Origin of the sequence: Streptomyces sp. NPDC059452 (genome assembly GCF_042750035.1) — a bacterium.
Classification (GTDB): Bacteria; Actinomycetota; Actinomycetes; order Streptomycetales; family Streptomycetaceae; genus Streptomyces.
Genome location: NZ_JBHYVE010000014.1, coordinates 144,330 through 164,603, shown reverse-complemented (window position 1 = coordinate 164,603; position 20,274 = coordinate 144,330). Strand labels below are relative to the sequence as shown.

Sequence of the window (20,274 nt, the reverse complement as noted above, 5' to 3'; positions counted from 1 at the left end):
CGTCAGATCTTGTACAGGTGGTGCGGGATCGCTCGTTCCCAGACCGCTTCGAAGGCAGCAGAGCACAGCTTCACGGCCTCCGGGTCAGCCGTGATCTCATCCTCGACCACGGCTCCGTCACCGGAGAAGTGGTGGACACGGAGCAATGCGCCATCGAACAGCCAGAAATCATTTCCCGGCATGGGAACACTCGTAGCCCGTCGTCGTGGCAGCCACCGGACCTCTTCGCCCGCTGTGATGTTGGCGCGGGTAACGTAGTGCTCCCAACGAATGTATTCCGATACGGGTTCGGAGATCACCCTCGCCCGGCGGATCGTCACTCCTCTGGCCACGGTGTCCGTGATCAACTGGTCATAGGAATGCCACCAGGATTCGCGGTCCTCCCAATTGATCCGCTCGCCGCGCTTCCATGCCTCGAACCGGTCCGTCGGAGCGTAGGAGTCGCGCAGCTCCAGATGGATGGCGGACCGCTCGCACCGGCCAAGCAGCTCAGCGAAGCTGGGCACGCTCGACGGCATCGCACGCCTCCCTGATCATCGGAATCATCCGGGCCGGAATCCTGACGATGGCTTCGCTGTCGGGCACCGGACCGTTCGCAGGACTGCTCACCTCGCACTCCGTCCGAGTCTCGCGGCTCGGCTTCCACCCCTGCAACAGGATCTCCTGCGCTTCCGCGTCCGCCCACACCGTGGGGCAGTGGTCCCGGTCGGTGTTGGGGTCGATTCCCACGAACTCTACGGCCATGGCCGGCTCCCTGGTCTAGGTGCTTGCTCGGGCTTGCAGCAGCTTGGCCGAACTGGGGATACAGCGTCAATACCGCTATGAGCCAGATCAATTGACGTGCAAGTCGATGCAAGCTTGTGGAGGCCGGCAGCGGTCCCTCCTTAGGTTCGTTACGTCGAGAACGTGTGAGCCGGGAAGGTCGGTACGGCGATGGCAGCGGCAAAATCAGGCAGCGAGACGTGGGAGTACGTGACCTACGCACCTAAGGGTCACCGATGCTCCGCTTGCCTGGAGCCGGTCAGACCCCTCGACCCGGTGCGCCGGGGAATCGTCGAGCACCCGTCCGGACCACCCGTGGCGGTCTATCGGCACACCGGCAAGTGCCCGGAACAGTCGAGTTGACGGCTGAGGCCATGAGGGCTCCTACGCCCGACAGAACTCCCACCTCTTACGGGGGCGGGTAAGTAAAGGATCAACCGTTCTGCATTCCAGGAAGGTGAACCATGCCCAAGGACGACCTGTACACCCTCCCTATCGGGAAGGCGACGTTCTCGAAGGCGTGCGGCGGCAGCACGCACCCGGACGGCGAGTCGTGCGTGATGCTCGCCCAGATCGGCCCCGACGCGTGGGCCATGGGTGACAGCAAGCGGCCGGACGCGGAGCCGCTGCGCTTCACCACGGCGGAGCTGGACGCGGCGGGCATCGATCCCGCGCGGTTCGACCTCTCCGCCTGATCTCCGGGCACGACCTGACTGACGGCCCCGCCCGCACGCCGACGGGCGGGGCCGTCAGCATTCCCGAAACGGAGCGGCAGTGCACCACCACGGTTACGCATGGGTCGGAGAGAAGAGGGCGTTCGACAACGAGAGCATCCGGCGACCGCCGCCGGAGCACGCCCCGCCCGTGGGAATCGAGGAAGCGTTGAGGGAGCGGTACCGCAATGCGGTGGCCGACTTCCCGGCAACGGGCGTTCCTCCGATTCAGACAGCTCACTGGCTCAGGAAACCGGCCTCAATGGTGCGGGGCACATGGGAGGAGCCGAAGGAGGCCGGGGATTGGCTCGGCCTCCAGCTGGCCGAGTTCGCGAACCGGTTCGCATCGGAAGCGGATCGGGAAGTGACGCGGCTGGCCCTTCTGGTGCAGGCTGCTGTGGAACGGCTGGCCTGGGGTGGAGACGTGTCCCTGGGGCACTACCTGAACGGAACCGTCTTCCATTCGGTCGCCCTGGTGACCTGTTCCCCGAATCGTTCCAGTCCCGAACTGCCCTGCCCGCTGGAGTAGTCGAAGCGGCGGCGGACGACCCCACCGAGCATGCCGCAGCCGTCTGACCTGTACGAACAGTGAGGCCCCCGGCATCGAGCCGGGGGCCTCGCTGCTCGCGCAGGTCAGAAGTTACGGAAGGTTCCTGGCCATCACGATCCGCTGGACCTGGTTCGTGCCCTCGTAGATCTGGGTGATCTTGGCGTCGCGCATCATCCGCTCCACCGGGTAGTCCCGCGTGTAGCCGTAGCCGCCGAGGAGCTGGACCGCGTCCGTGGTGACCTCCATGGCGACGTCGGAGGCGAAGCACTTGGCCGCGGCGCCGAAGAAGGTGAGGTCGCCGTCGACGCGCTCGGACTTGGCGGCGGCCGCGTAGGTGAGCTGGCGGGCCGCCTCCAGCTTCATCGCCATGTCGGCCAGCATGAACTGGATGCCCTGGAAGTCCGCGATCGGCTTGCCGAACTGCTTGCGCTCCTGGACGTATCCCTTGGCGTAGTCCAGCGCGCCCTGGGCGATGCCGAGGGCCTGGGCCGCGATCGTGATGCGGGTGTGGTCCAGGGTCTTCATCGCCGTGGCGAAGCCCGTACCCTCCTCGCCGATCATGCGGTCCGCGGGGATACGGACGTTGTCGAGGTAGACCTCACGGGTCGGGGAGCCCTTGATGCCGAGCTTCTTCTCCGGGGCGCCGAAGGAGACTCCCTCGTCGGACTTCTCCACGACGAACGCCGAGATGCCCTTGGAGCGCTTGGTGGGGTCGGTGACCGCCATGACCGTGTAGTACTCGGAGACGCCCGCGTTGGTGATCCAGCGCTTCACGCCGTTGAGCACCCAGAAGTCGCCGTCGCGCACGGCCTTCGTCTTCATGCCCGCCGCGTCCGAGCCCGCGTCCGGCTCGGAGAGCGCGTACGAGAACATCGCGTCGCCCTTGGCCAGCGGGCCCAGGTACTTGCGCTTCAGTTCCTCGGAGCCGGAGAGGATCACCGGGAGCGAGCCGAGCTTGTTGACGGCCGGGATCAGGGAGGAGGAGGCGCAGGCTCGGGCCACCTCCTCGATCACGATGACCGTGGCGAGCGCGTCGGCGCCGGCGCCGCCGTACTCCTCCGGGACGTGGACGGCGTGCAGGTCCGAGGCGACCAGGGCGTCCAGCGCCTCCTGCGGGAAGCGGCTCTCCTCGTCCACCGCGGCGGCGAAGGGGGCGATCTTCGTCTCGGCGAGCGAACGGATGGTCTCCCGGAGCATGTCGTGCTCCTCGGCCGGACGGTACAGGTCGAAATCGGTCGAACCCGCCAAGACGCTCACTCCCCAGATGCTAACTACCGTTAAGTAACTCAATTTTAGTGCGGAAGGGCTGGGAGGGCATACGCGCGTGCCACGTGAGCTTGATGACAGGGGTCGGGCAGAACGGACAGACAGTTGCTTGTCGGGCGGCGAAATCCGGGGTTCCCCGCCGCGACTATGCTCGGTTCGCACGTCTTTCCGTACCTTCCAGGAGCACCCATGGCCCTCAGGATCACTGTGATCGGCACCGGCTATCTCGGCGCCACCCATGCCGCGGCCATGGCCGAGCTGGGGTTCGAGGTCCTCGGGCTCGACGTCGTACCGGAGAAGGTCGAGCTGCTCTCCAGCGGGCGCGTGCCGATGTATGAGCCGGGGTTGGAGGACATGCTCCAGCGGCATGTCGCCGGGATCGCGGGCTCCACCGGGCGGCTGCGCTTCACCACCTCCTGGGAGGAGGTCGGGGAGTTCGGGGACGTGCACTTCGTCTGTGTGAACACCCCGCAGAAGCACGGCGAGTACGCGTGTGACATGAGCTATGTGGACAGCGCCTTCGAGTCGCTGGCCCCGCATCTGACCCGGCCCGTCCTGGTCGTCGGCAAGTCGACCGTCCCCGTCGGCTCCGCCGGGCGCCTCGCCGCCCGCCTCGCGGAGCTGGCCCCGGTCGGCGCGGCCGCCGAGCTGGCCTGGAACCCGGAGTTCCTGCGTGAGGGCTTCGCCGTCGACGACACCCTGCACCCCGACCGGATCGTCGTCGGCGTGGAGAGCGAGCGGGCCGAGAAGCTGCTGCGCGAGGTGTACGCCGTGCCGGTGGCGGAGGGGTCCCCCTTTGTTGTCACCGACTTCCCCACCGCCGAGCTCGTGAAGACCTCCGCCAACTCCTTCCTCGCCACCAAGATCTCCTTCATCAACGCCATGGCCGAGGTCTGCGAGGCCGCCGACGGGGACGTCGTGAAGCTCGCCGAGGCCATCGGGCACGACGACCGCATCGGGAAGAAGTTCCTCCGGGCCGGGATCGGCTTCGGCGGCGGCTGCCTGCCCAAGGACATCCGGGCCTTCATGGCGCGCGCCGGGGAGCTCGGCGCGGACCAGGCCCTCACCTTCCTCCGCGAGGTCGACTCCATCAACATGCGCCGCCGCGGCCACATGGTCGAGCTGGCCCGGGAGGCCGTCGGCGGCGGCTCGTTCCTCGGCACCCGGGTGGGCGTCCTGGGCGCCGCGTTCAAGCCGGACTCCGACGACGTACGCGACTCCCCCGCCCTCAACGTGGCCGGGCAGATCCACCTCCAGGGCGGTCAGGTGACCGTCTTCGACCCGAAGGGGATGGACAACGCCCGGCGGCTCTTCCCGACGCTCGGTTACGCCGACTCCGCGCTGGAGGCCGTGCGCGGCGCGGACGTGGTGCTGCACCTGACGGAGTGGCGCGAGTTCCGCGAGCTGGACCCGGCGGAGCTGGGCGAGGCCGTGTCCCGCCGGATCATCCTGGACGGGCGCAACGCGCTGGACAGTGCGGTGTGGCGCGAGGCGGGGTGGACGTACCGGGCGATGGGGCGGCCGAAGGCCTGAGCCGCTGCCGTACGCAAGGGGGCTCAAGGTCTGATTTGTGGACAGGCTGAGGGTATGGACCACTCGTACGGCTCCGATCCCGCCCCCGTGACCCGCTCCCCCGGCTGGATCACCCCCCCCTCACCCACGACCTCGTACGCGGCGCCCTCGATCTGGAGCGCACCGCGCGCGGCGGCCTCCTCCCGCACCGGCTGCCCGCCCGGGCCCGCGCCCAGTCCGGCGGCGACGAACAGGTGGCGCAGGCCGAGTCCCAGCCCTCCGGGGTGCGGCTGGTCTTCCGTACCCGGGCCACCGCCGTCGAGCTGGACGTCCACCGCACGGTCCTGGGCTACCGGGGCGTCCCGCCCCGCCCGGACGGTGCGTACGACCTGTACGTCGACGGGGAGCCGGCCGGGCGGTCCACCGCGAGCGGGGGCGATCTGGTGCTGGCCGATCTGGCGGACGGGTCGCGGGAGACCGTTCCCGGGCCCGTCGGCAGCGTCCGGTTCGACGGGCTGGCCGGGCGGGAGAAGGCCGTCGAGATCTGGCTGCCGTACACCGAGACCACCGAGCTGATCCGGCTGCGCACCGACGCCCCCGTCACGGCCGTGGCGCCGGGCGGGCGGCGGGTGTGGCTGCACCACGGCAGTTCGATCAGCCAGGGGTCCGCCGCCGACAGCTCCGCCACCGCCTGGCCCGCCCTGGCCGCCGCGAGAGGAGGCGTGGAGCTGGTCAACCTCGGGCTGGGCGGCAGCGCGCTGCTCGATCCGTTCACCGCGCGCGCCCTGCGGGACACCCCGGCCGACCTGATCAGCGTCAAGATCGGCATCAATATCGTCAACCGCGATCTGATGCGGCTGCGCGCCTTCGGGCCCGCCGTGCACGGGTTCCTCGACACCGTCCGCGAGGGGCACCCCGGCACGCCGCTGCTGGTCGTCTCGCCCGTCCTCTGCCCCATGCAGGAGGAGACTCCGGGGCCCGCCGCCCCGGACTTCCGCGACGGGAAGGTGGAGTTCCAGGCCCTGGGCGACCCGGCGGAGGTGGCTCTCGGGAAGCTGAACCTGCGGGTCGTACGGGAGGAGCTGGCCCGGATCGTGGAGGAGCGGGCGGCGGAGGACCCGCGGCTGTCCTACCTGGACGGGCGCGAACTGTACGGCGAGGCCGACGCCGTCGAGCTGCCGCTGCCGGACGGGCTCCACCCGGGCCCTGCCGCCCACCGCCGCATGGGCGAGCGCTTCGGGGCGTTCGCCTTCGGGGCGGGGGGACCGTTCGCGGGGGCGGCGGGCGGCTCGTAGGGCCTGCGCCCTGCCTCCTGCTGTACGCGCCTGGGCCGGCCACCGGTGGAGCGGGGGCCGGCCCAGGAGTGCCGCCCGGCGTCGGCCGGGGTGATGCGCGGTTCGGTTACCGATGCCGGGGGGTGATACGCGGTTCGGTTACCGATGCCAGGGGTGATACGCGGTTCAGTTGCCGATGCCGGAGCTGCCCACGCCCGTGTTGCCGATGCCGGAGCTGCCGATGCCCGAGTTGCCGTGGCCGTGGCTGCCGATGCCGGTGTTGCCGATACCTGCGTTGCCCCAACCCCAGTTGCCCAGGCCCGCGTTGCCGACGCCGCCGTTGAAGCCGCCCGCGTTGCCGACGCCCACGTTGTGGATGCCCGCGTTGCCCAGGCCCCAGTTGCCGATGCCCGCGTTGCCGGCGCCGCCGTTGAAGGCGCCCGCGCTCCCGACGCCCGAGTTCCCGATGCCCGAGCTGCCGACGCTGTCGGCCGCGGCCACGCCCGCGCCGCCGAGGGTGAGCACCGCCGCGGCACCGAGCGCGGTCGTGACACGGAGAAGATTCGTGCGCATCGTTGCGTACCTCCTGTTAGGGATTCCTTGAGGGGATTCCTGCCAGCTATCCCTAACATGAGGTCGCGTCAGATACGGGGATGATTGCCCGAATTCACCGTGTCGCCAGAAGTACTACGAAAAGTCCCGCAGGGCCCGGCGCGGTGCCTACCGCAGTCGGCGCCCGTCCAGCTCCTCGATCGTCGCGTGGGACGGGCCGCGCGTGCTCTGCTCGTCGCGGGCCACGGCTTCCGCGTCGCGCAGCACCCGTACCGCGTTCTGCCAGGTCAGCTTGGCGAGGTCGCCCTCCGACCAGTTGCGCCGCAGGAGCTCCGCGATCAGGTTCGGGTAGCCGGAGACGTCCTCCAGGCCGTACGGGGTGAACGCCGTGCCGTCGTAGTCGCCGCCGATGCCGATGTGGTCGACGCCCGCGACCTCGCGCATGTGGTCCAGGTGGTCCGCGATGGTCGCCACCGTGGCCTGGGGGCGGGGGTGGGCCGCCTCGAAGTCCTCGTGGATGCGCATCGCCTGCGGGGTGGTGTCCAGGTGGTGCAGGCCGTGCTCGCGCATGTTGCGGTCGGCGGCCAGGGTCCAGGCGACGGCGGCGGGCAGCACGAACTTCGGGACGAAGGTCGCCATCGCGACGCCGCCGTTGGCCGGGAGCGCGGCCAGCACGTCATCGGGGATGTTGCGCGGGTGGTCGCAGACGGCCCGGGCCGAGGAGTGCGAGAAGATCACCGGCGCGGTGCTGGTGGCGAGCGCGTCGCGCATGACGCCGTCCGCCACGTGGCTGAGGTCGACCAGCATGCCGATGCGGTTCATCTCGCGGACGACCTCGTGGCCGAAGGCGGAGAGGCCGCCGAGGCGGCGCAGGTCGGTGGCGCTGTCGGCCCAGTCGATGTTGTCGTTGTGGGTGAGCGTCATATAGCGGACGCCCAGGGTGTGCAGGGCGCGCAGGGTGCCCAGCGAGTTGTTGATGGAGTGGCCGCCCTCGGCGCCCATCAGGGAGGCGATGCGCCCCTCGGCGCGCGCCTTCTCCAGGTCGTCGGCGGTGAGCGCGCGCCGCAGGTGGGTGGGGTAGCGGGCGATCAGCTCGGCGACGATGTCGATCTGCTCCAGCGTGGCGCTGACCGCCGCGTCGCCGGTCAGGTCGGTGCGCACGTACACCGACCAGAACTGGCCGCCGACCCCGCCCGCCCGCAGCCGGGCCAGGTCGGTGTGGAGCAGGCCGCGCTGGTCGGCGGCGATGTCCCGGGCGTCCAGGTCGTAGCCGACCTGCTCGCGCAGGGCCCAGGGGAGGTCGTTGTGGCCGTCCACGACGGGGTGGACGGCGAGCAGCTCGCGGGCGCGGGCGAGGTGGTCCATGGAGGCCGCTCCCTACTTTCCGAAGCCGAAGGAGTCGGAGCCCTGGACCTTGGCCCGCAGGCGCTTGCCCTTCTCCGTGGCCTGGGCGTTCAGCTCCGAGAGGAACTCGCCCATCCGGTCCTGGAGCGCGGGGTCGTGCGCGGCGAGGATACGGGCGGCGAGCAGGCCCGCGTTGCGCGCGCCGCCGACCGAGACGGTGGCGACGGGCACCCCGGCGGGCATCTGGACGATGGAGAGCAGGCTGTCCATGCCGTCCAGATACTTCAGGGGCACCGGGACGCCGATGACCGGCAGCGGGGTGACCGAGGCCAGCATCCCGGGCAGGTGGGCGGCCCCGCCCGCGCCCGCGACGATCGCCCGCAGACCGCGGCCCGCCGCCTCCTCGCCGTACGCGATCATCTCGCGCGGCATGCGGTGGGCGGAGACGACGTCGACCTCGTACGGGATCTCGAACTCGTCGAGCGCCTTGGCCGCGGCCTCCATGACGGGCCAGTCGGAGTCCGAGCCCATCACGATGCCGACGAGGGGGGCGGCCGGTGCGGAGGGGGAAGTCATTCGGTGATCGTTCCTCGCAGATAGTCGGCCGCGTGCCGGGCGCGCTCCCGCACGTCCGCCAGATCGTCGCCGTAGGTGTTGACGTGGCCGACCTTGCGGCCGGGCTTCACGTCCTTGCCGTACATGTGGATCTTGAGCTGCGGGTCGCGGGCCATGCAGTGCAGGTACGCCTGGTACATGTCCGGGTAGTCACCGCCCAGGACGTTGCACATGACCGTCCAGGGCGCGCGCGGGCGCGGGTCGCCGAGGGGGAGGTCGAGGACCGCCCGTACGTGGTTGGCGAACTGGGAGGTGATCGCGCCGTCCTGGGTCCAGTGGCCCGAGTTGTGGGGGCGCATGGCCAGCTCGTTGACGAGAATGCGGCCGTCGCGGGTCTCGAACAGCTCCACCGCGAGGTGGCCGACGACGTCCAGCTCGGCGGCGATGCGGAGCGCGAGCTGCTGGGCCTCGCCCGCCAGCTCCTCGGGCAGGTCCGGGGCGGGGGCGATCACCGTGTCGCAGACCCCGTCGACCTGGATCGACTCGACGACCGGGTAGGCGACGGCCTGGCCGTGCGGCGAGCGGACGATGTTGGCCGCCAGCTCCCGTACGAAGTCGACCTTCTCCTCCGCGAGGACCGGGACCCCGGCGCGGAACGGATCGGCCGCGTCCGCCTCGGAGCGGACCACCCACACGCCCTTGCCGTCGTACCCGCCGCGCACGGTCTTGAGGATGACGGGGAAGCCCCCGGCCTCCTCGGCGAACGCGGCGGCGTCGGCCGGGTCGCTCACGATGCGGTTACGGGGGCAGGGGGCCCCGATCTCCGTGAGCTTGGCGCGCATCACCCCCTTGTCCTGCGCGTGCACCAGGGCATCGGGGCCGGGGCGCACGGGGATGCCGTCCGCCTCCAGGGCCCGCAGGTGCTCGGTGGGCACGTGCTCGTGGTCGAAGGTGATCACGTCGCAGCCGCGCGCGAAGGCGCGCAGCGTGTCCAGGTCGCGATAGTCGCCGATGACGACCTCGCTGACCACCTGGGCCGCCGAGTCCTGGGGCGTGTCACTGAGGAGCTTGAATTTCAGGCCGAGGGGGATACCCGCCTCGTGGGTCATACGGGCGAGCTGACCGCCGCCGACCATGCCGACTACCGGGAACGTCACGACTCCAGGGTATCCGGCGCGCCGGGGCGCCTCCGACGCCGTCCGGGTGCTACCCCGGCGGGCTCCCCGGCATCACACGGGCATCACACGGAAGGGCTGGTTAGCATGTCCGGGTTGACGAAACTCCGTCGACGCCATCGAACGGACGGACTGAGCGATCACCATGAGCGAACGGGGCGCACTGCGGACCCGGCTTGATCTGCTGGCCCGGGAGGTCGCCAAGTTCGGCGCGGTCGGCGGGGCCGGCCTGCTGGTCAACATCGCGGTCTTCAACCTGCTCCGGCACACCACGGACCTTCCGGTGGTCCGGGCGAGCCTGCTGGCGACCTTCGTCGCCATCCTCTTCAACTACGTGGGCTACCGCTACTGGACCTACCGGGAGCGCGACAAGACCGGCCGGACCCGCGAGCTGACGCTCTTCCTGCTGTTCAGCGCGGCGGGCGCGGTGATCGAGACGGGCGTGCTGTACCTGGCCACGTACGGCTTCGGCTGGAACACCCCGGTCCAGAGCAACATCTTCAAGATCCTCGGCATCGGGATCGCCACGCTCTTCCGCTTCTGGTCCTACCGGACCTGGGTCTTCAAGACCCTGCCCCCCAAGGAGGCCGTGCCCCCCGCGGAACGGTTTCTGGAGCAGCGGCGGCCGTCGGAGACCGTAGAGCCCGATCCCGTACGGAACTGAGGCCCCGATCCCGTACGGAACCGGGGGTCCCGATCCCGTACGGAACTGATTCCTCCGGCTCCTCCCGCGCTCAGCGCACCGGGCGTTCCGGGTCCTTGCGGTCGAGCTGGGTCCGGCTGAGGAAGAGCGCGAAGACCGCCGGGTGCTGCTGGAGCAGTTCCAGCCGGCCGCCGTCCGCCTCCGCGAGGTCCCGGGCGACGGCGAGGCCGATGCCGGTGGAGTTGCGGCCGCTGATCGTCCGCTCGAAGATCCGCGCCCCGAGTTCGGCGGGGACGCCGGGGCCCTCGTCGGTGACCTCGATGACCACCTGGTTGCCGGTGACGCGGGTGCGCAGGGCGACGGTGCCGCCGCCGTGCATCAGCGAGTTCTCGATCAGCGCTGCCAGCACCTGGGCGACCGCGCCCGGGGTACCGACCGCCCGCAGACCGTGCTTCCCGGAGCAGACCAGCGCGCGGCCCGTGGAGCGGTAGGCGGGGCGCCACTCCTCGATCTGCTGCTTGATGACCTCGTCCAGGTCGAAGACGACGGCGGAGCCGGTACGCGGGTCCCGGGAGTTGGTCAGCAGCCGCTCGACGACGTCGGTGAGGCGCTCGACCTGGGTCAGCGCGATGTTCGCCTCCTCCTTCACCGTCTCCGGGTCGTCGGTCACCGAGATCTCCTCGATCCGCATGGAGAGCGCGGTCAGCGGCGTACGCAACTGGTGCGAGGCGTCCGCCGCGAGCCGCCGCTCGGCGGTCAGCATCCGGGCGATCCGCTCGGCCGAGGAGTCCAGGACGTCGGCGACCCGGTCCAGCTCGGGCACCCCGTACCGCTTGTGGCGCGGGCGGGGGTCGCCGGAGCCGAGGCGTTCGGCGGTCTCGGCGAGGTCGGTGAGCGGGGAGGCGAGCCGGTTGGCCTGGCGTACGGCGAGGAGTACGGCGGAGACGATCGCGAGCAGCGCCACCGCGCCGATGATCAGGAGGGTGCGCAGCACCTCGCGGGTGACGGCCGAGCGGGACTCCTCGACGGTGACCTTGGCGCCCCCTTCGCCGGTCTCGACGGCCCGCAGGACGCTGCCCTCGGGGCGCTCGCCGACGATGATGGGCTCCCGGCCGGAGATCTCGATCAGGGCGAACCGCTTGGGGTCGATCTGCTCGGACAGCACGTCCGGGTTGACCCGCTCGTCACCCAGCAGCCGCCCCTCCACCACGCTGATCAGCCGCAGCGCCTCGGATTCGACGCTCTCCTGGGCGCTGCTGCTGATGGTGCGCGTCTCGACGATGACGAGCGAGACGCCGAAGACGGAGATGACGACGAGGACCACGGCGAGCGTGGAGTTGATCAGCCGGCGGCGCATGGCAGCCGGTTGTGTCGGCGTACATCGTCAAGGTGCATGGGTGCTTCGTACGTCAGCTCTTCTCGAACCGGAAGCCGACGCCCCGGACCGTGGCGATGTAGCGGGGGTTGGCGGCGTCGTCGCCCAGCTTCTTGCGGAGCCAGGAGATGTGCATGTCCAGCGTCTTGGTGGAGGACCACCAGGTGGTGTCCCAGACCTCGCGCATCAGCTGGTCGCGGGTGACGACCCGGCCCGCGTCCCGGACCAGGACCCGGAGCAGGTCGAACTCCTTGGCGGTGAGCTGGAGTTCCTCCTCGCCCATCCAGGCCCGGTGCGACTCGACGTCGATCCGGACGCCGTGGGTCGCGGGCTGCGCGACGGGCTCGGCGGCGCCGCGGCGGAGCAGGGCGCGGACCCGGGCGAGGAGCTCGGCGAGGCGGAAGGGCTTGGTGACGTAGTCGTCGGCCCCGGCGTCCAGGCCGACCACGGTGTCGACCTCGTCGGCGCGGGCCGTCAGCACGAGGATCGGCACGGTGTGGCCGTCGGCACGCAGTCGGCGGGCGACTTCGAGGCCGTCCATCCCGGGCAGCCCCAGATCGAGGACCACGAGATCGATCCCGCCCTGGAGTCCGGCGTCGAGCGCCGACGGGCCGTCCTGGCGGACCTCGACCTCGTAACCCTCCCGACGCAGTGCGCGGGCCAGTGGCTCCGAGATGGATGCGTCGTCCTCGGCGAGCAGTACACGGGTCATGGACTGATGGTAGTCCGGCCGGGGCGTCCGGAGTGAGGTCCTCGTCAGCGCCTGCGGCTCAGCGCCTCAAAGCGGATAGTGACCTTTGAATATGGGAGCCTGGTTCCATCATCACCTGTGATCCATGTCTCAAGTCCTTTCATATCCCGCTGTGTCGTGTCGTATGGTGTCCCGACGCCTGATGCACTACGCAAGGACCTTTGGGCCGCCATGAGCGCCAAGGGTCTCTTCTGTGTGCTGGACCGGTTCACGCCGGCCCGTATCGAGTGAATGACCTGTGAGCCGGGCCCGGAGCGTGGAGGACACGTGCCGGGTGTGGATCCCGACGCGGTTCTTCCCCGCCCCGCCGCCGCACGCTCCCATCCGGAGCCCGGCCCCGGGGCACGTCCCCTCAGGCGTGGGGATGGGGCGTGGCCGCGCCGGTGCCGGCTGCCCCCCACCGGGCGCGTACCGCTCACGAGGCGAGCGCGTCCCGACCAGCAAGGATCGATCATGGCGTCCAGCCTGACGAAGGACTCGGCCGGTTCCGGCGAGAAGACCTTCTTCGGCCACCCTCGCGGCCTGGCCACTCTCTTCATGACGGAGATGTGGGAGCGCTTCAGCTATTACGGCATGAGGGCACTGCTCCCGCTCTACCTGATCGCGCCCAACGGGCTCGACATGAACCCCGCCACGGCGACCGCGATCTACTCGGTCTACCTGTCGCTGGTGTACCTGCTCGCGATGCCCGGCGGCTGGTTCGGCGACCGGGTCTGGGGCCCGCGCAAGACCGTCGCCATCGCCGGCGGGGTCATCATGCTGGGGCACCTGACCCTGGCTCTGCCCTCCGAGGGCACGTTCTTCGCCGGCCTGGGCCTCGTGGCCATAGGTTCCGGTCTGCTGAAGTCCAACATCTCGACGATGGTCGGCCACCTCTACGACGGCCCGCAGGACCCGCGCCGCGACGGTGGCTTCACCATCTTCTACATGGGCATCAACATGGGTGCCTTCGCGGCGCCCCTGGTGATCGGCACCGTCGGTGAGCGGTGGAGCTGGCACTTCGGGTTCGCCCTCGCCGCGGTCGGCATGGGCCTCGGTGTGCTGCAGTTCCTGCTCGGCACCCGCCACCTGAGCGAGCGCAGCCTCGTCGTCCCGAAGCCGCTCTCCAAGGACGAGCGCGCCTCGACCCTGCGCAAGTCGATGATCTGGCTCGGCATCGCGGCCGTGTTCTACACCGGTACGGTCGTCACCGGCGTCTACACGCTGAACTGGCTGCTGGTCCCGATCACCATCGCCGGTCTCGTCATTCCGGTGATGGTCCTGACGCGCATCAAGCGCGACAAGGAGCTCAGCGAGGCCGAGCAGTCGAAGATGTCCGGTTACATCTGGTTCTTCGTGGCCGCCGCGATCTTCTGGATGATCTACGACCAGGGCGGCTCGACGCTCTCGATCTTCGCCACGACCTCGGCCGAGAACAGCGTCTTCGGCTGGGGCTTCCCGGTCTCCTGGTACCAGTCGATCAACCCGGTCCTGATCATGGCGCTCGCACCGGTCTTCGCCGCCTTCTGGCTGGCGCTGAACCGGCGGGGCAAGGAGCCGAGCACGATCGTGAAGTTCAGCTCCAGTCTGGTGCTGGTCGGTGCGTCGTTCTTCGTCTTCCTGATGCCGCTGACCATCGCGGGTGACGGCCACAAGGCCGCCGCGATGTGGCTGGTCGCGATCTACTTCATCCAGACCCTGGCCGAGCTGACGCTCTCCCCGGTCGGCCTCTCGGTCACCACGAAGATGGCCCCGGCGAAGTACGCGAGCCAGATGATGGGTGTCTGGTTCCTCGCCGTCACCGCGGGCGACTGCACCACGGGCCTGCTGTCGCTGGCCGGTGTGGAGCTCAACGGCACCGGGGTGGTCGCCATGGAGGCGACGCTCGCCGTGGTCGCCGGTGTCGCGATCTTCATGTACCGCAGCAAGGTCAAGAAGCTCATGGGCGACGTCCACTGATCCCGTACGCCCTGTAGCGACACGTGAAAGGGCCGCCGTACCGAATTCCGGTGCGGCGGCCCTTTCGCGTGTACGGCTCAGCGCGTACCGCGCAGCCTTCGCCACGGGGTGAACGTGAACACCGCGCCGCCCAGCAGGATCGCCGTGCCCGCGACCAGGCCGAGCGCGCGCAGGGCGCCGTCGCCCTCGGCCCCGGTGGCCGCCAGGCCGCCGCCGGAGTCCGTGCCGCCGCCGGACGCCGCCGCGCCGCCTCCGCCGGAGCCGGCCGTTCCGCCTGAGCCGCCGCCGCTGGAGCCCGTGCCGCCGGATGCGCCGCCCGGCTGGGCCGAGGTGTCCAGCTCCAGGGAGACGCCGACATCGGCGGGCGGGGTGCAGGTCGTCGTCGTACCGGCGGCCATCACCGTCAGGACACCCGGGCTGAGCGTGGACGTGCCGCTCGCGCCGGGTTTGTACGTGCCGGTGAGGTCCGGGATCTCGATCGGGGCGCCGGTCTTGATGACCTCTTTGTTCAGCGGCCCCTCGACCGTGACCGTGCCCGTGTCGGCCCCGCCCAGCTTGACCTCCATGGACGGTTTGACCTGGTCGGCCGGGATGTCGATCGGGCTGTCCATGACGGACTTGCTGAACTTCACGGTCAGGTCGTAGGCGCCGCCGTTCTTCTTGGCGCTGATACGGACCGGGGAGGTGGCGTTCTTGTCGCCGATGGGGGTCTTGCAGGCATAGGCGACGGAGACCTCCTTGCCGGGGAAGTCGGTCTGGCCGCCGGAGCCTCCGGAACTGCCGGAGCTGCCGGAACTGCCGCCTGTGGTGGTGCCTCCGGTGGTCGTGGTGCCTCCGGTGTCGGCGCCGCCGTCCGTACCGCCTGTGGTCGCGCCGCCGGAGTCCGTGGCCCCCGTCGTCGTACCACCGGAGTCGGTTCCCCCGGATGTGGTTCCTCCGGCGTCCGTACCTCCGGATGTGGTGGTGCCGGATGTGGTTCCTCCGGATGTGGTGGTGCCGCCGGATGTGGTGGTGCCGCCGGTCGTGGAGCCCTCCGCCGTCACCTTGATCGTCGCGCCCGGCCGGACCGTCTCCTTCGGGGCGCACTTGGTGTCGGTGGAGATCGGCCTGGAGACGTTGATGTTGTACGCGCCCGGGGTCAGCGTGATCTCCCCGGCCGTCTCCAGCTTCAGCTTGGCCGTCATGTCGGGCAGCAGCATGGGGCTGTTCTTGGGGATGGGCGGGTTCTGCCGGGGGCCCTCCAGCTTCAGCTCGCCGCTCGCCGCGCCGCCCAGCGTGATGGTGCCGGTGGGCTTGACCGTGTCCTTGCCCAGGTCCAGGACGTCCGGGTTCCTGGACGCGGCCTCGACCGTCTTCCAGACGACCTCGATCTCGTCGCCGACCTTCGCCTCCGCCGGGGCGGTCAGCTGCACCTTCGTGGTGCCCTGGACCGGGGGCAGCCCCGAAATGGGCGGCGGTACGCACTCCGTCGCGTAACTGACCTCGGCGGCCTGCGCCGGGCTCGCGGCCAGCACGAGGCCCGCGCCGCCGAGCATCAGCGCGACTCCGGCCGCGCTCATCCTCCGTTGCGTGCTCACGCTTGTCCCTTCGTCGTGGGTGGGGGTCGGTTCGCCGACGGTGCGGAACGCCGGGTGTCGGGCGGTGCGGAGTCCTGGGTGAACCACGGCAGCGCGGCCGGGGCCGGGGCCGTACCGGTGCTCGTGGGCCGTGCTCGCGGGCGGTGCGCGTGGCGGGCCGAGGTCCCGGCGGGGCGGGGGCGGACCTTGTCCACGACGGCCATGCCGATACGGAAGACGGCGGCCGGGACGACCAGGCAGAGCAGCACCCAGAAGAGCGTGACGCCCCACGGACGGCTCACCCCCCACGGCTGCTCGGCCAGCACCTTCGGCCCGTACCGCAGGGAGACCTGGTAGTCGCCGTGCGCTCCGGCGGACAGCTCGACCGGCAGCCTGACCTGGGCCTTGGAGCCGGGGGCGATCGTGCCGCGCCACTCGTGCTCCTCCCACTGCGGGGCGAAGACGCCGTGCGCGGTGCCGATCTCGAAGACGGGGTCCGCCACGGGTGCGGAACCGAGGTTGCCGACGGTGAGGACCAACTGCCGTACGGGCGGGGCGCCGAACCAGGTCAGGAGCGAACTCCCGCCCTCCAGCCGGGGGGTGGCCAGCACCGCGAGCTTCCCCTCGTCGGTCTGCGTCGGCAGCGGGGCGGTGGGATGCCCCGCTACGGTGAACACCGCGTCGGCCAGCGCCTGTTCACCGGTCACCGTGGCGACGTGCACCACGCAGGGGCAGGGCACCGGCGGCTCGGCGACCGGGAGCTTCTTGGCGAAGGCGCCCTTCTTGTCGGTGGTGACGGCCCTGCCGTCGGCGTTGGCACAGGAGTTGGTGCCGCCGATCACGCCCCGCTCCGGAGTGGACCGGCCGCAGATCAGCAGCATCAACAGGGCCTCGGGGCGCCACCCTTCGCCCTTGACGGTGATCTCCCCGCCCTTGCCCGCCTCCTTCTTGGAGAGGCTGACGGAGGGGCCGTCATCGGCCGCCCGCGCGGCCGGGGCGGCCGGGGCGGCCAGGATGAGGAGCGCGGGGAGGAGGGTGAGGAGCAGGAGGGCGAGGAGGAGGGTGATCGGGGCGGTGTGCCGGGCGGCTCCGCCTCCGGAGTGCTGCGTCACGATTCCGCTCCCGTCTTCGCCAAGGGCCGTTCCTTGTCGTCCCGTTGCCGGTCCTCGCGGACAGCCTGTGCGGTCGGCGGCGGTCCGGTCTCTGTCGGCGACCCGTTCTGCGTCGGCGGTCCGCCCTCCGTCGGCGGTCCGGTCATCGGCCCATCCCGGTCGCGGCGGTCACGGCGGTTGCGACGGTCGCGTCGCCGCCGGTACGCCCTCGTGCCGAGCACGGCCAGGGCGCCGAGGACCAGCAGCCCGCCTCCGGCGACCGGTACGACCGGGACGTACGCCGCCGAGGCCGCCGCCTCGTCCCACGCCCCGCCCTCCGCCACCACCTTCAGCCGTACGGTGACCGAGTCCAACGCCGGGGCGTCGGGCCAGGGTTCGGTCAGCTCAACCCGGCGGCCGGGGGCCAGCTCCAGCGGCAGGGGCCGGGCCGGGCGGTCCAGCAGCGGGCCGAACACCCCGTCCGCGCGCACGGCCAGCCGGGGCCTCAGGGGCGCGTTGCCCCGGTTGACCAGGGCGTACCGGATCGTCCGCCCGGACACCTCGACGTCCTCCACGGTGAGCGCCGTCAGCGTCGGACCGCCGATCCGCACCCGTACGCGTACACGCTTCTCCTCGCCCCCACCGGCCGCCACGATCTCCCCCGCGAGGCCACCCGGCACCGCGTTGCCCGGCACGGCGAGGGCGAACGGCACATCGGCGCGGGTCCGGGGCGGCACGGTGACGGTCTCCGCCGCGAACCGGAGCCACGGCCCGGCCCGGCCGTCGCCCCGCAGCCGTACGGTCAACGGGGTGCGGGCGGGGTTGGTCACCGAGAGCCGGTCCTGGAGCACCGTCGATGCGGTGCCCTCCAGGTAGACGTACGGCCGGGCGTCCCGCCCACTGCTCCCGCCGCCCGCGGGCCGGGCCGTCCAGCCCGCCGGAGGCCCGGGGCCGTCGTCGGCCGCCGCCGGGGGTGCGACGAGCAGCGGGAGCAGGAGGGCGGCGAGCAGGCCGAGCAGGCACGGCAGGGCGGTCGGCGACCTGGGTACGCACGGGTTCGATGACGGCACAGGGCGGCTCTCCCTCACGCTGACGGCTCGCTCACGCCGGCGGCTGCGGCGTTGTCCGGCGTTCAGCCGGTGGAGCGCTGTCCGCGCCGGGTCAGCCAGAGCACACCGGCCGCCCCGGTCAGCAGCACGGTCCCGCCGAGTGTGCCGAGCGCCACCGCCGAGTCGAGCGGGCCGGTCTTCGGCAGTTCACCGCCGCCGGAGACCCCGCCACCGGTCGTGGAACCTCCGCTGCCCCCTGTCGAGCCCCCTGCGCCTTCGACGTCCAGTCGCAGGGAAGGCCCGGGGCTGTTCTTCGGCGTACAGGTCGTGGTCGTACCGAGTGCCTTGATGGTGAGCACTCCGGCGGTGAAGGTGACCTCGCCGCTCTTCTTCGGGGTGTACGTCCCCGACAAGTCACTGATCCTGATGGGGGTGTTGGCCGGAATCGCCTCGGCGTTCGCCGGTCCCGAGACCTGGACCTTCCCCGTCTCCGCACCGCCGACCTCGATCACGGCGCTCGGGTTCATGGCGCCCTTGCCCAGTTCGACGGGGCTGGAGGAGACGCCCTTCTGGAAGGACATGGTGAGCTTGTAGCCACTGCCGCTCCTGACGCTCTTGATGTCGATGGGCGAGACCGCCCCCTTGGGCCCGATGGGCGTCTCGCACTGGTAGTTGACGTCCACGACCTCCGCGTGGGCGGCGGGCGCGGCCATCAGCACCATCGATCCCGCCAGCGCGACGGCCGTCAGTACGGCCGTCGGTACAGCCGCCCGTGCGCTCGCCCGTGCACTCGCCCGTACGGCCGTCCGTGCGCTCGTCAGCGCGAGAGTTGCCCGCTTCTGGTTCGACACCTCGTGATCCCCTCATGCCGGACGTCGCCGAGCGCCAGGATCCGCACCATCCGTGCGGGCGCACATTGCTGACGACACATCAGATTGGGCGCTCAAGGTACGCCCGGGGCCTGATGGAGGGAAGACAAAGAGCGCGCCGGATCGGCGCGCTCTTCGACGTACGGAGTGGCGTGGAAGTCACGCGGGGGCGGCGAGCTCCGCCCAGACGGTCTTGCCCGGCCGCTCCGGCGTACGCTGCACGCCCCAGTCCAGGCAGAGGCGCTGCACGATGAACATGCCGTGACCGCCGGGGCGGCCTGCGCGGTGCGGCGTACGGGGGGCGGGCTGGCCGGTCCCTCGGTCGACGACCTCGACGCGCAGCACCTTGGGCGTGCGGCCGATCCGGAGCTCCTCGGGGCCCTCCGCGTGCAGACAGGCGTTGGTCACGAGCTCGGAGACGACCAGCAGGACGTCCTCGGCCGCCGCGCGGCGGTCCGCGCTGGACGCCGGGAGCCAACCCCAGTCGTGCAGGGCCTGCCGGGCGAAATCACGGGCCATCGGGACGATGCCGCTGGCCTGCCCGAGGGAGAGCGTGCGCCACTGCCGCTCGGCCGGAACGGGCGAGTCCGCGCCCGCTCCTTCCGGCTCGCGGCCGAGGTCGCCCGGCGGATGCTGCCGGGTGGTGCTCATCAGCGCTTCACCTCACCGATTCGCCATGTCGCCATGTCGCCGTTGAACGGAAATGGTCAGTTACCGAGTGTGCCGGATCTTAACGGGATACCGACGGGGTCTCTCCTGCCCGGCCGCACCGCTACAACACCCACTTCAGGCAGTCGATCGCGTAACACGGCCATCATCAGGCACGACGCGGAACGCGCCGCACCCGATCTAGGTATCCAGGGCGTCTTCGAGCGTGGCGTGGACGGTGAAGACCGCCTCCGCGCCGGTGATCTCGAAGACCCTCGCCACGACCGGCAGCATGCCGGCCAGATGAACGCCTCCGCCGACCGCCTCCGCCTTGAGGCGGGCGCCGAGCAGCACGTTCAGTCCGGTGGAGTCGCAGAAGTCCAGACGTGAGCAGTCGACCACCAGGCGTGACCGCCCCTGCTCGACCGCGCTCTCCAGGGGTTCCCGCAGCAGATCGGCGGTGTGGTGATCAAGCTCACCCACCGGAGTCACGACCTCGCTGTGCCCCTCGGTCCGGGCCTCGACCTGAAGTCGACCCCGGTTCGCACTGCCGACCGTCCCGCGGTCCATGCCCAGTACCTCTTCGCCGTCCGTCACTGTGCGCGTCACTGCCTGTGCGGCTGTATGCAGAGCTGCCGCCGACGTGCGTAA

Annotated in this window: 21 protein-coding genes; 6 read left to right on the top strand and 15 right to left on the bottom strand. The window is 70.8% G+C overall.

Annotation, left to right across the window (positions count from 1 at the left end; genetic code table 11):
- Positions 1-2: 2 nt before the first annotated feature.
- Positions 3-518: a DUF6879 family protein gene (locus ACFW9Z_RS20165; protein ID WP_384642453.1), complete on the bottom strand. Its 516-nt coding sequence runs from the start codon at positions 516-518 to the stop codon at positions 3-5.
- A complete protein-coding gene (locus ACFW9Z_RS20160) occupies positions 490-744 on the bottom strand; it encodes a hypothetical protein (RefSeq protein WP_384642451.1) in 255 nt (84 codons plus the stop codon). Before ACFW9Z_RS20160 ends, ACFW9Z_RS20165 begins: the two co-directional genes overlap by 29 nt.
- Positions 745-1,226: 482 nt before the next feature.
- On the opposite strand from ACFW9Z_RS20160, the gene ACFW9Z_RS20155 reads away from it, so the two are divergent.
- Together ACFW9Z_RS20155 and ACFW9Z_RS20150 are read left to right on the top strand one after the other, a co-directional pair.
- Entirely contained in the window at positions 1,227-1,457 is a 231-nt protein-coding gene (locus tag ACFW9Z_RS20155; protein ID WP_384642448.1) for a DUF397 domain-containing protein, read from the top strand.
- A gap of 79 nt (positions 1,458-1,536) precedes the next feature.
- Positions 1,537-2,004 (top strand): hypothetical protein, encoded by a 468-nt coding sequence (locus tag ACFW9Z_RS20150; protein ID WP_384642445.1) that lies wholly within the window; start codon positions 1,537-1,539, stop codon positions 2,002-2,004.
- A 111-nt stretch (positions 2,005-2,115) separates the two neighbouring features.
- Here ACFW9Z_RS20150 and ACFW9Z_RS20145 read toward each other — a convergent pair whose 3' ends face one another.
- Positions 2,116-3,273 (bottom strand): acyl-CoA dehydrogenase, encoded by a 1,158-nt coding sequence (locus tag ACFW9Z_RS20145; protein ID WP_384642585.1) that lies wholly within the window; start codon positions 3,271-3,273, stop codon positions 2,116-2,118.
- Positions 3,274-3,480: 207 nt separating this feature from the next.
- Between ACFW9Z_RS20145 and ACFW9Z_RS20140 the strand changes: the two genes are divergently transcribed.
- Both ACFW9Z_RS20140 and ACFW9Z_RS20135 read left to right on the top strand, forming a co-directional pair.
- Positions 3,481-4,824 carry a UDP-glucose dehydrogenase family protein gene (locus ACFW9Z_RS20140; protein WP_384642443.1) on the top strand — a complete coding sequence of 448 codons (1,344 nt, stop codon included), beginning with the start codon at positions 3,481-3,483 and terminating at the stop codon, positions 4,822-4,824.
- A 104-nt stretch (positions 4,825-4,928) separates the two neighbouring features.
- Positions 4,929-6,098, top strand: a complete 1,170-nt coding sequence (locus tag ACFW9Z_RS20135; protein ID WP_384642582.1) for a GDSL-type esterase/lipase family protein — start codon at positions 4,929-4,931, stop codon at positions 6,096-6,098.
- 165 nt (positions 6,099-6,263) lie between these two features.
- Here ACFW9Z_RS20135 and ACFW9Z_RS20130 read toward each other — a convergent pair whose 3' ends face one another.
- The 4 genes from ACFW9Z_RS20130 to ACFW9Z_RS20115 form a co-directional block, all read right to left on the bottom strand.
- Positions 6,264-6,650, bottom strand: a complete 387-nt coding sequence (locus tag ACFW9Z_RS20130) for a hypothetical protein (protein WP_084746732.1) — start codon at positions 6,648-6,650, stop codon at positions 6,264-6,266.
- Positions 6,651-6,797: 147 nt separating this feature from the next.
- Entirely contained in the window at positions 6,798-7,994 is a 1,197-nt protein-coding gene (locus ACFW9Z_RS20125; RefSeq protein WP_384642440.1) for a dipeptidase, read from the bottom strand.
- Between the two features lie 12 nt (positions 7,995-8,006).
- A complete protein-coding gene (gene purE / locus ACFW9Z_RS20120) occupies positions 8,007-8,549 on the bottom strand; it encodes a 5-(carboxyamino)imidazole ribonucleotide mutase (protein ID WP_384642436.1) in 543 nt (180 codons plus the stop codon).
- On the bottom strand, positions 8,546-9,685 hold the full coding sequence (locus ACFW9Z_RS20115) for a 5-(carboxyamino)imidazole ribonucleotide synthase (protein ID WP_384642433.1): 1,140 nt from the start codon (positions 9,683-9,685) through the stop codon (positions 8,546-8,548). Before ACFW9Z_RS20115 ends, purE begins: the two co-directional genes overlap by 4 nt.
- Positions 9,686-9,848: 163 nt before the next feature.
- Here ACFW9Z_RS20115 and ACFW9Z_RS20110 point away from each other — a divergent pair, with 163 nt between their 5' ends.
- Complete coding sequence (locus tag ACFW9Z_RS20110) at positions 9,849-10,367, top strand: GtrA family protein (RefSeq protein ID WP_384642430.1); 519 nt, start codon at positions 9,849-9,851, stop codon at positions 10,365-10,367.
- 70 nt (positions 10,368-10,437) lie between these two features.
- Here the strand turns inward: ACFW9Z_RS20110 and ACFW9Z_RS20105 are convergent, their stop codons facing one another.
- Positions 10,438-11,703, bottom strand: coding sequence for an ATP-binding protein (locus ACFW9Z_RS20105; protein WP_384642428.1), 1,266 nt, complete (start codon positions 11,701-11,703; stop codon positions 10,438-10,440).
- Between the two features lie 52 nt (positions 11,704-11,755).
- Entirely contained in the window at positions 11,756-12,433 is a 678-nt protein-coding gene (locus ACFW9Z_RS20100; RefSeq protein ID WP_384642425.1) for a response regulator transcription factor, read from the bottom strand.
- 492 nt (positions 12,434-12,925) lie between these two features.
- Here ACFW9Z_RS20100 and ACFW9Z_RS20095 point away from each other — a divergent pair, with 492 nt between their 5' ends.
- Positions 12,926-14,410, top strand: a complete 1,485-nt coding sequence (locus ACFW9Z_RS20095) for an oligopeptide:H+ symporter (protein WP_384642422.1) — start codon at positions 12,926-12,928, stop codon at positions 14,408-14,410.
- Positions 14,411-14,487: 77 nt separating this feature from the next.
- On the opposite strand, the gene ACFW9Z_RS20090 is transcribed toward ACFW9Z_RS20095, so the two are convergent.
- The 6 genes from ACFW9Z_RS20090 to ACFW9Z_RS20065 all read right to left on the bottom strand — a co-directional run bounded on the left by ACFW9Z_RS20090 (position 14,488) and on the right by ACFW9Z_RS20065 (position 20,193).
- Positions 14,488-15,969 carry a hypothetical protein gene (locus ACFW9Z_RS20090; RefSeq protein WP_384642579.1) on the bottom strand — a complete coding sequence of 494 codons (1,482 nt, stop codon included), beginning with the start codon at positions 15,967-15,969 and terminating at the stop codon, positions 14,488-14,490.
- A 14-nt stretch (positions 15,970-15,983) separates the two neighbouring features.
- Positions 15,984-17,078 carry a hypothetical protein gene (locus tag ACFW9Z_RS20085; RefSeq protein ID WP_384642419.1) on the bottom strand — a complete coding sequence of 365 codons (1,095 nt, stop codon included), beginning with the start codon at positions 17,076-17,078 and terminating at the stop codon, positions 15,984-15,986.
- Entirely contained in the window at positions 17,075-18,127 is a 1,053-nt protein-coding gene (locus ACFW9Z_RS20080; protein WP_384642416.1) for a hypothetical protein, read from the bottom strand. The genes ACFW9Z_RS20085 and ACFW9Z_RS20080 overlap by 4 nt, the downstream gene beginning before the upstream one ends.
- A 62-nt stretch (positions 18,128-18,189) precedes the next feature.
- Positions 18,190-18,957 (bottom strand): peptidase, encoded by a 768-nt coding sequence (locus tag ACFW9Z_RS20075; protein ID WP_384642414.1) that lies wholly within the window; start codon positions 18,955-18,957, stop codon positions 18,190-18,192.
- Between the two features lie 177 nt (positions 18,958-19,134).
- A complete protein-coding gene (locus ACFW9Z_RS20070; protein ID WP_384642411.1) occupies positions 19,135-19,626 on the bottom strand; it encodes an ATP-binding protein in 492 nt (163 codons plus the stop codon).
- Positions 19,627-19,824: 198 nt separating this feature from the next.
- The gene (locus ACFW9Z_RS20065) at positions 19,825-20,193 is read right to left on the bottom strand and encodes an STAS domain-containing protein (protein WP_384642408.1); all 369 of its coding nucleotides are present in this window, start codon (positions 20,191-20,193) and stop codon (positions 19,825-19,827) included.
- Positions 20,194-20,274: the final 81 nt, after the last annotated feature.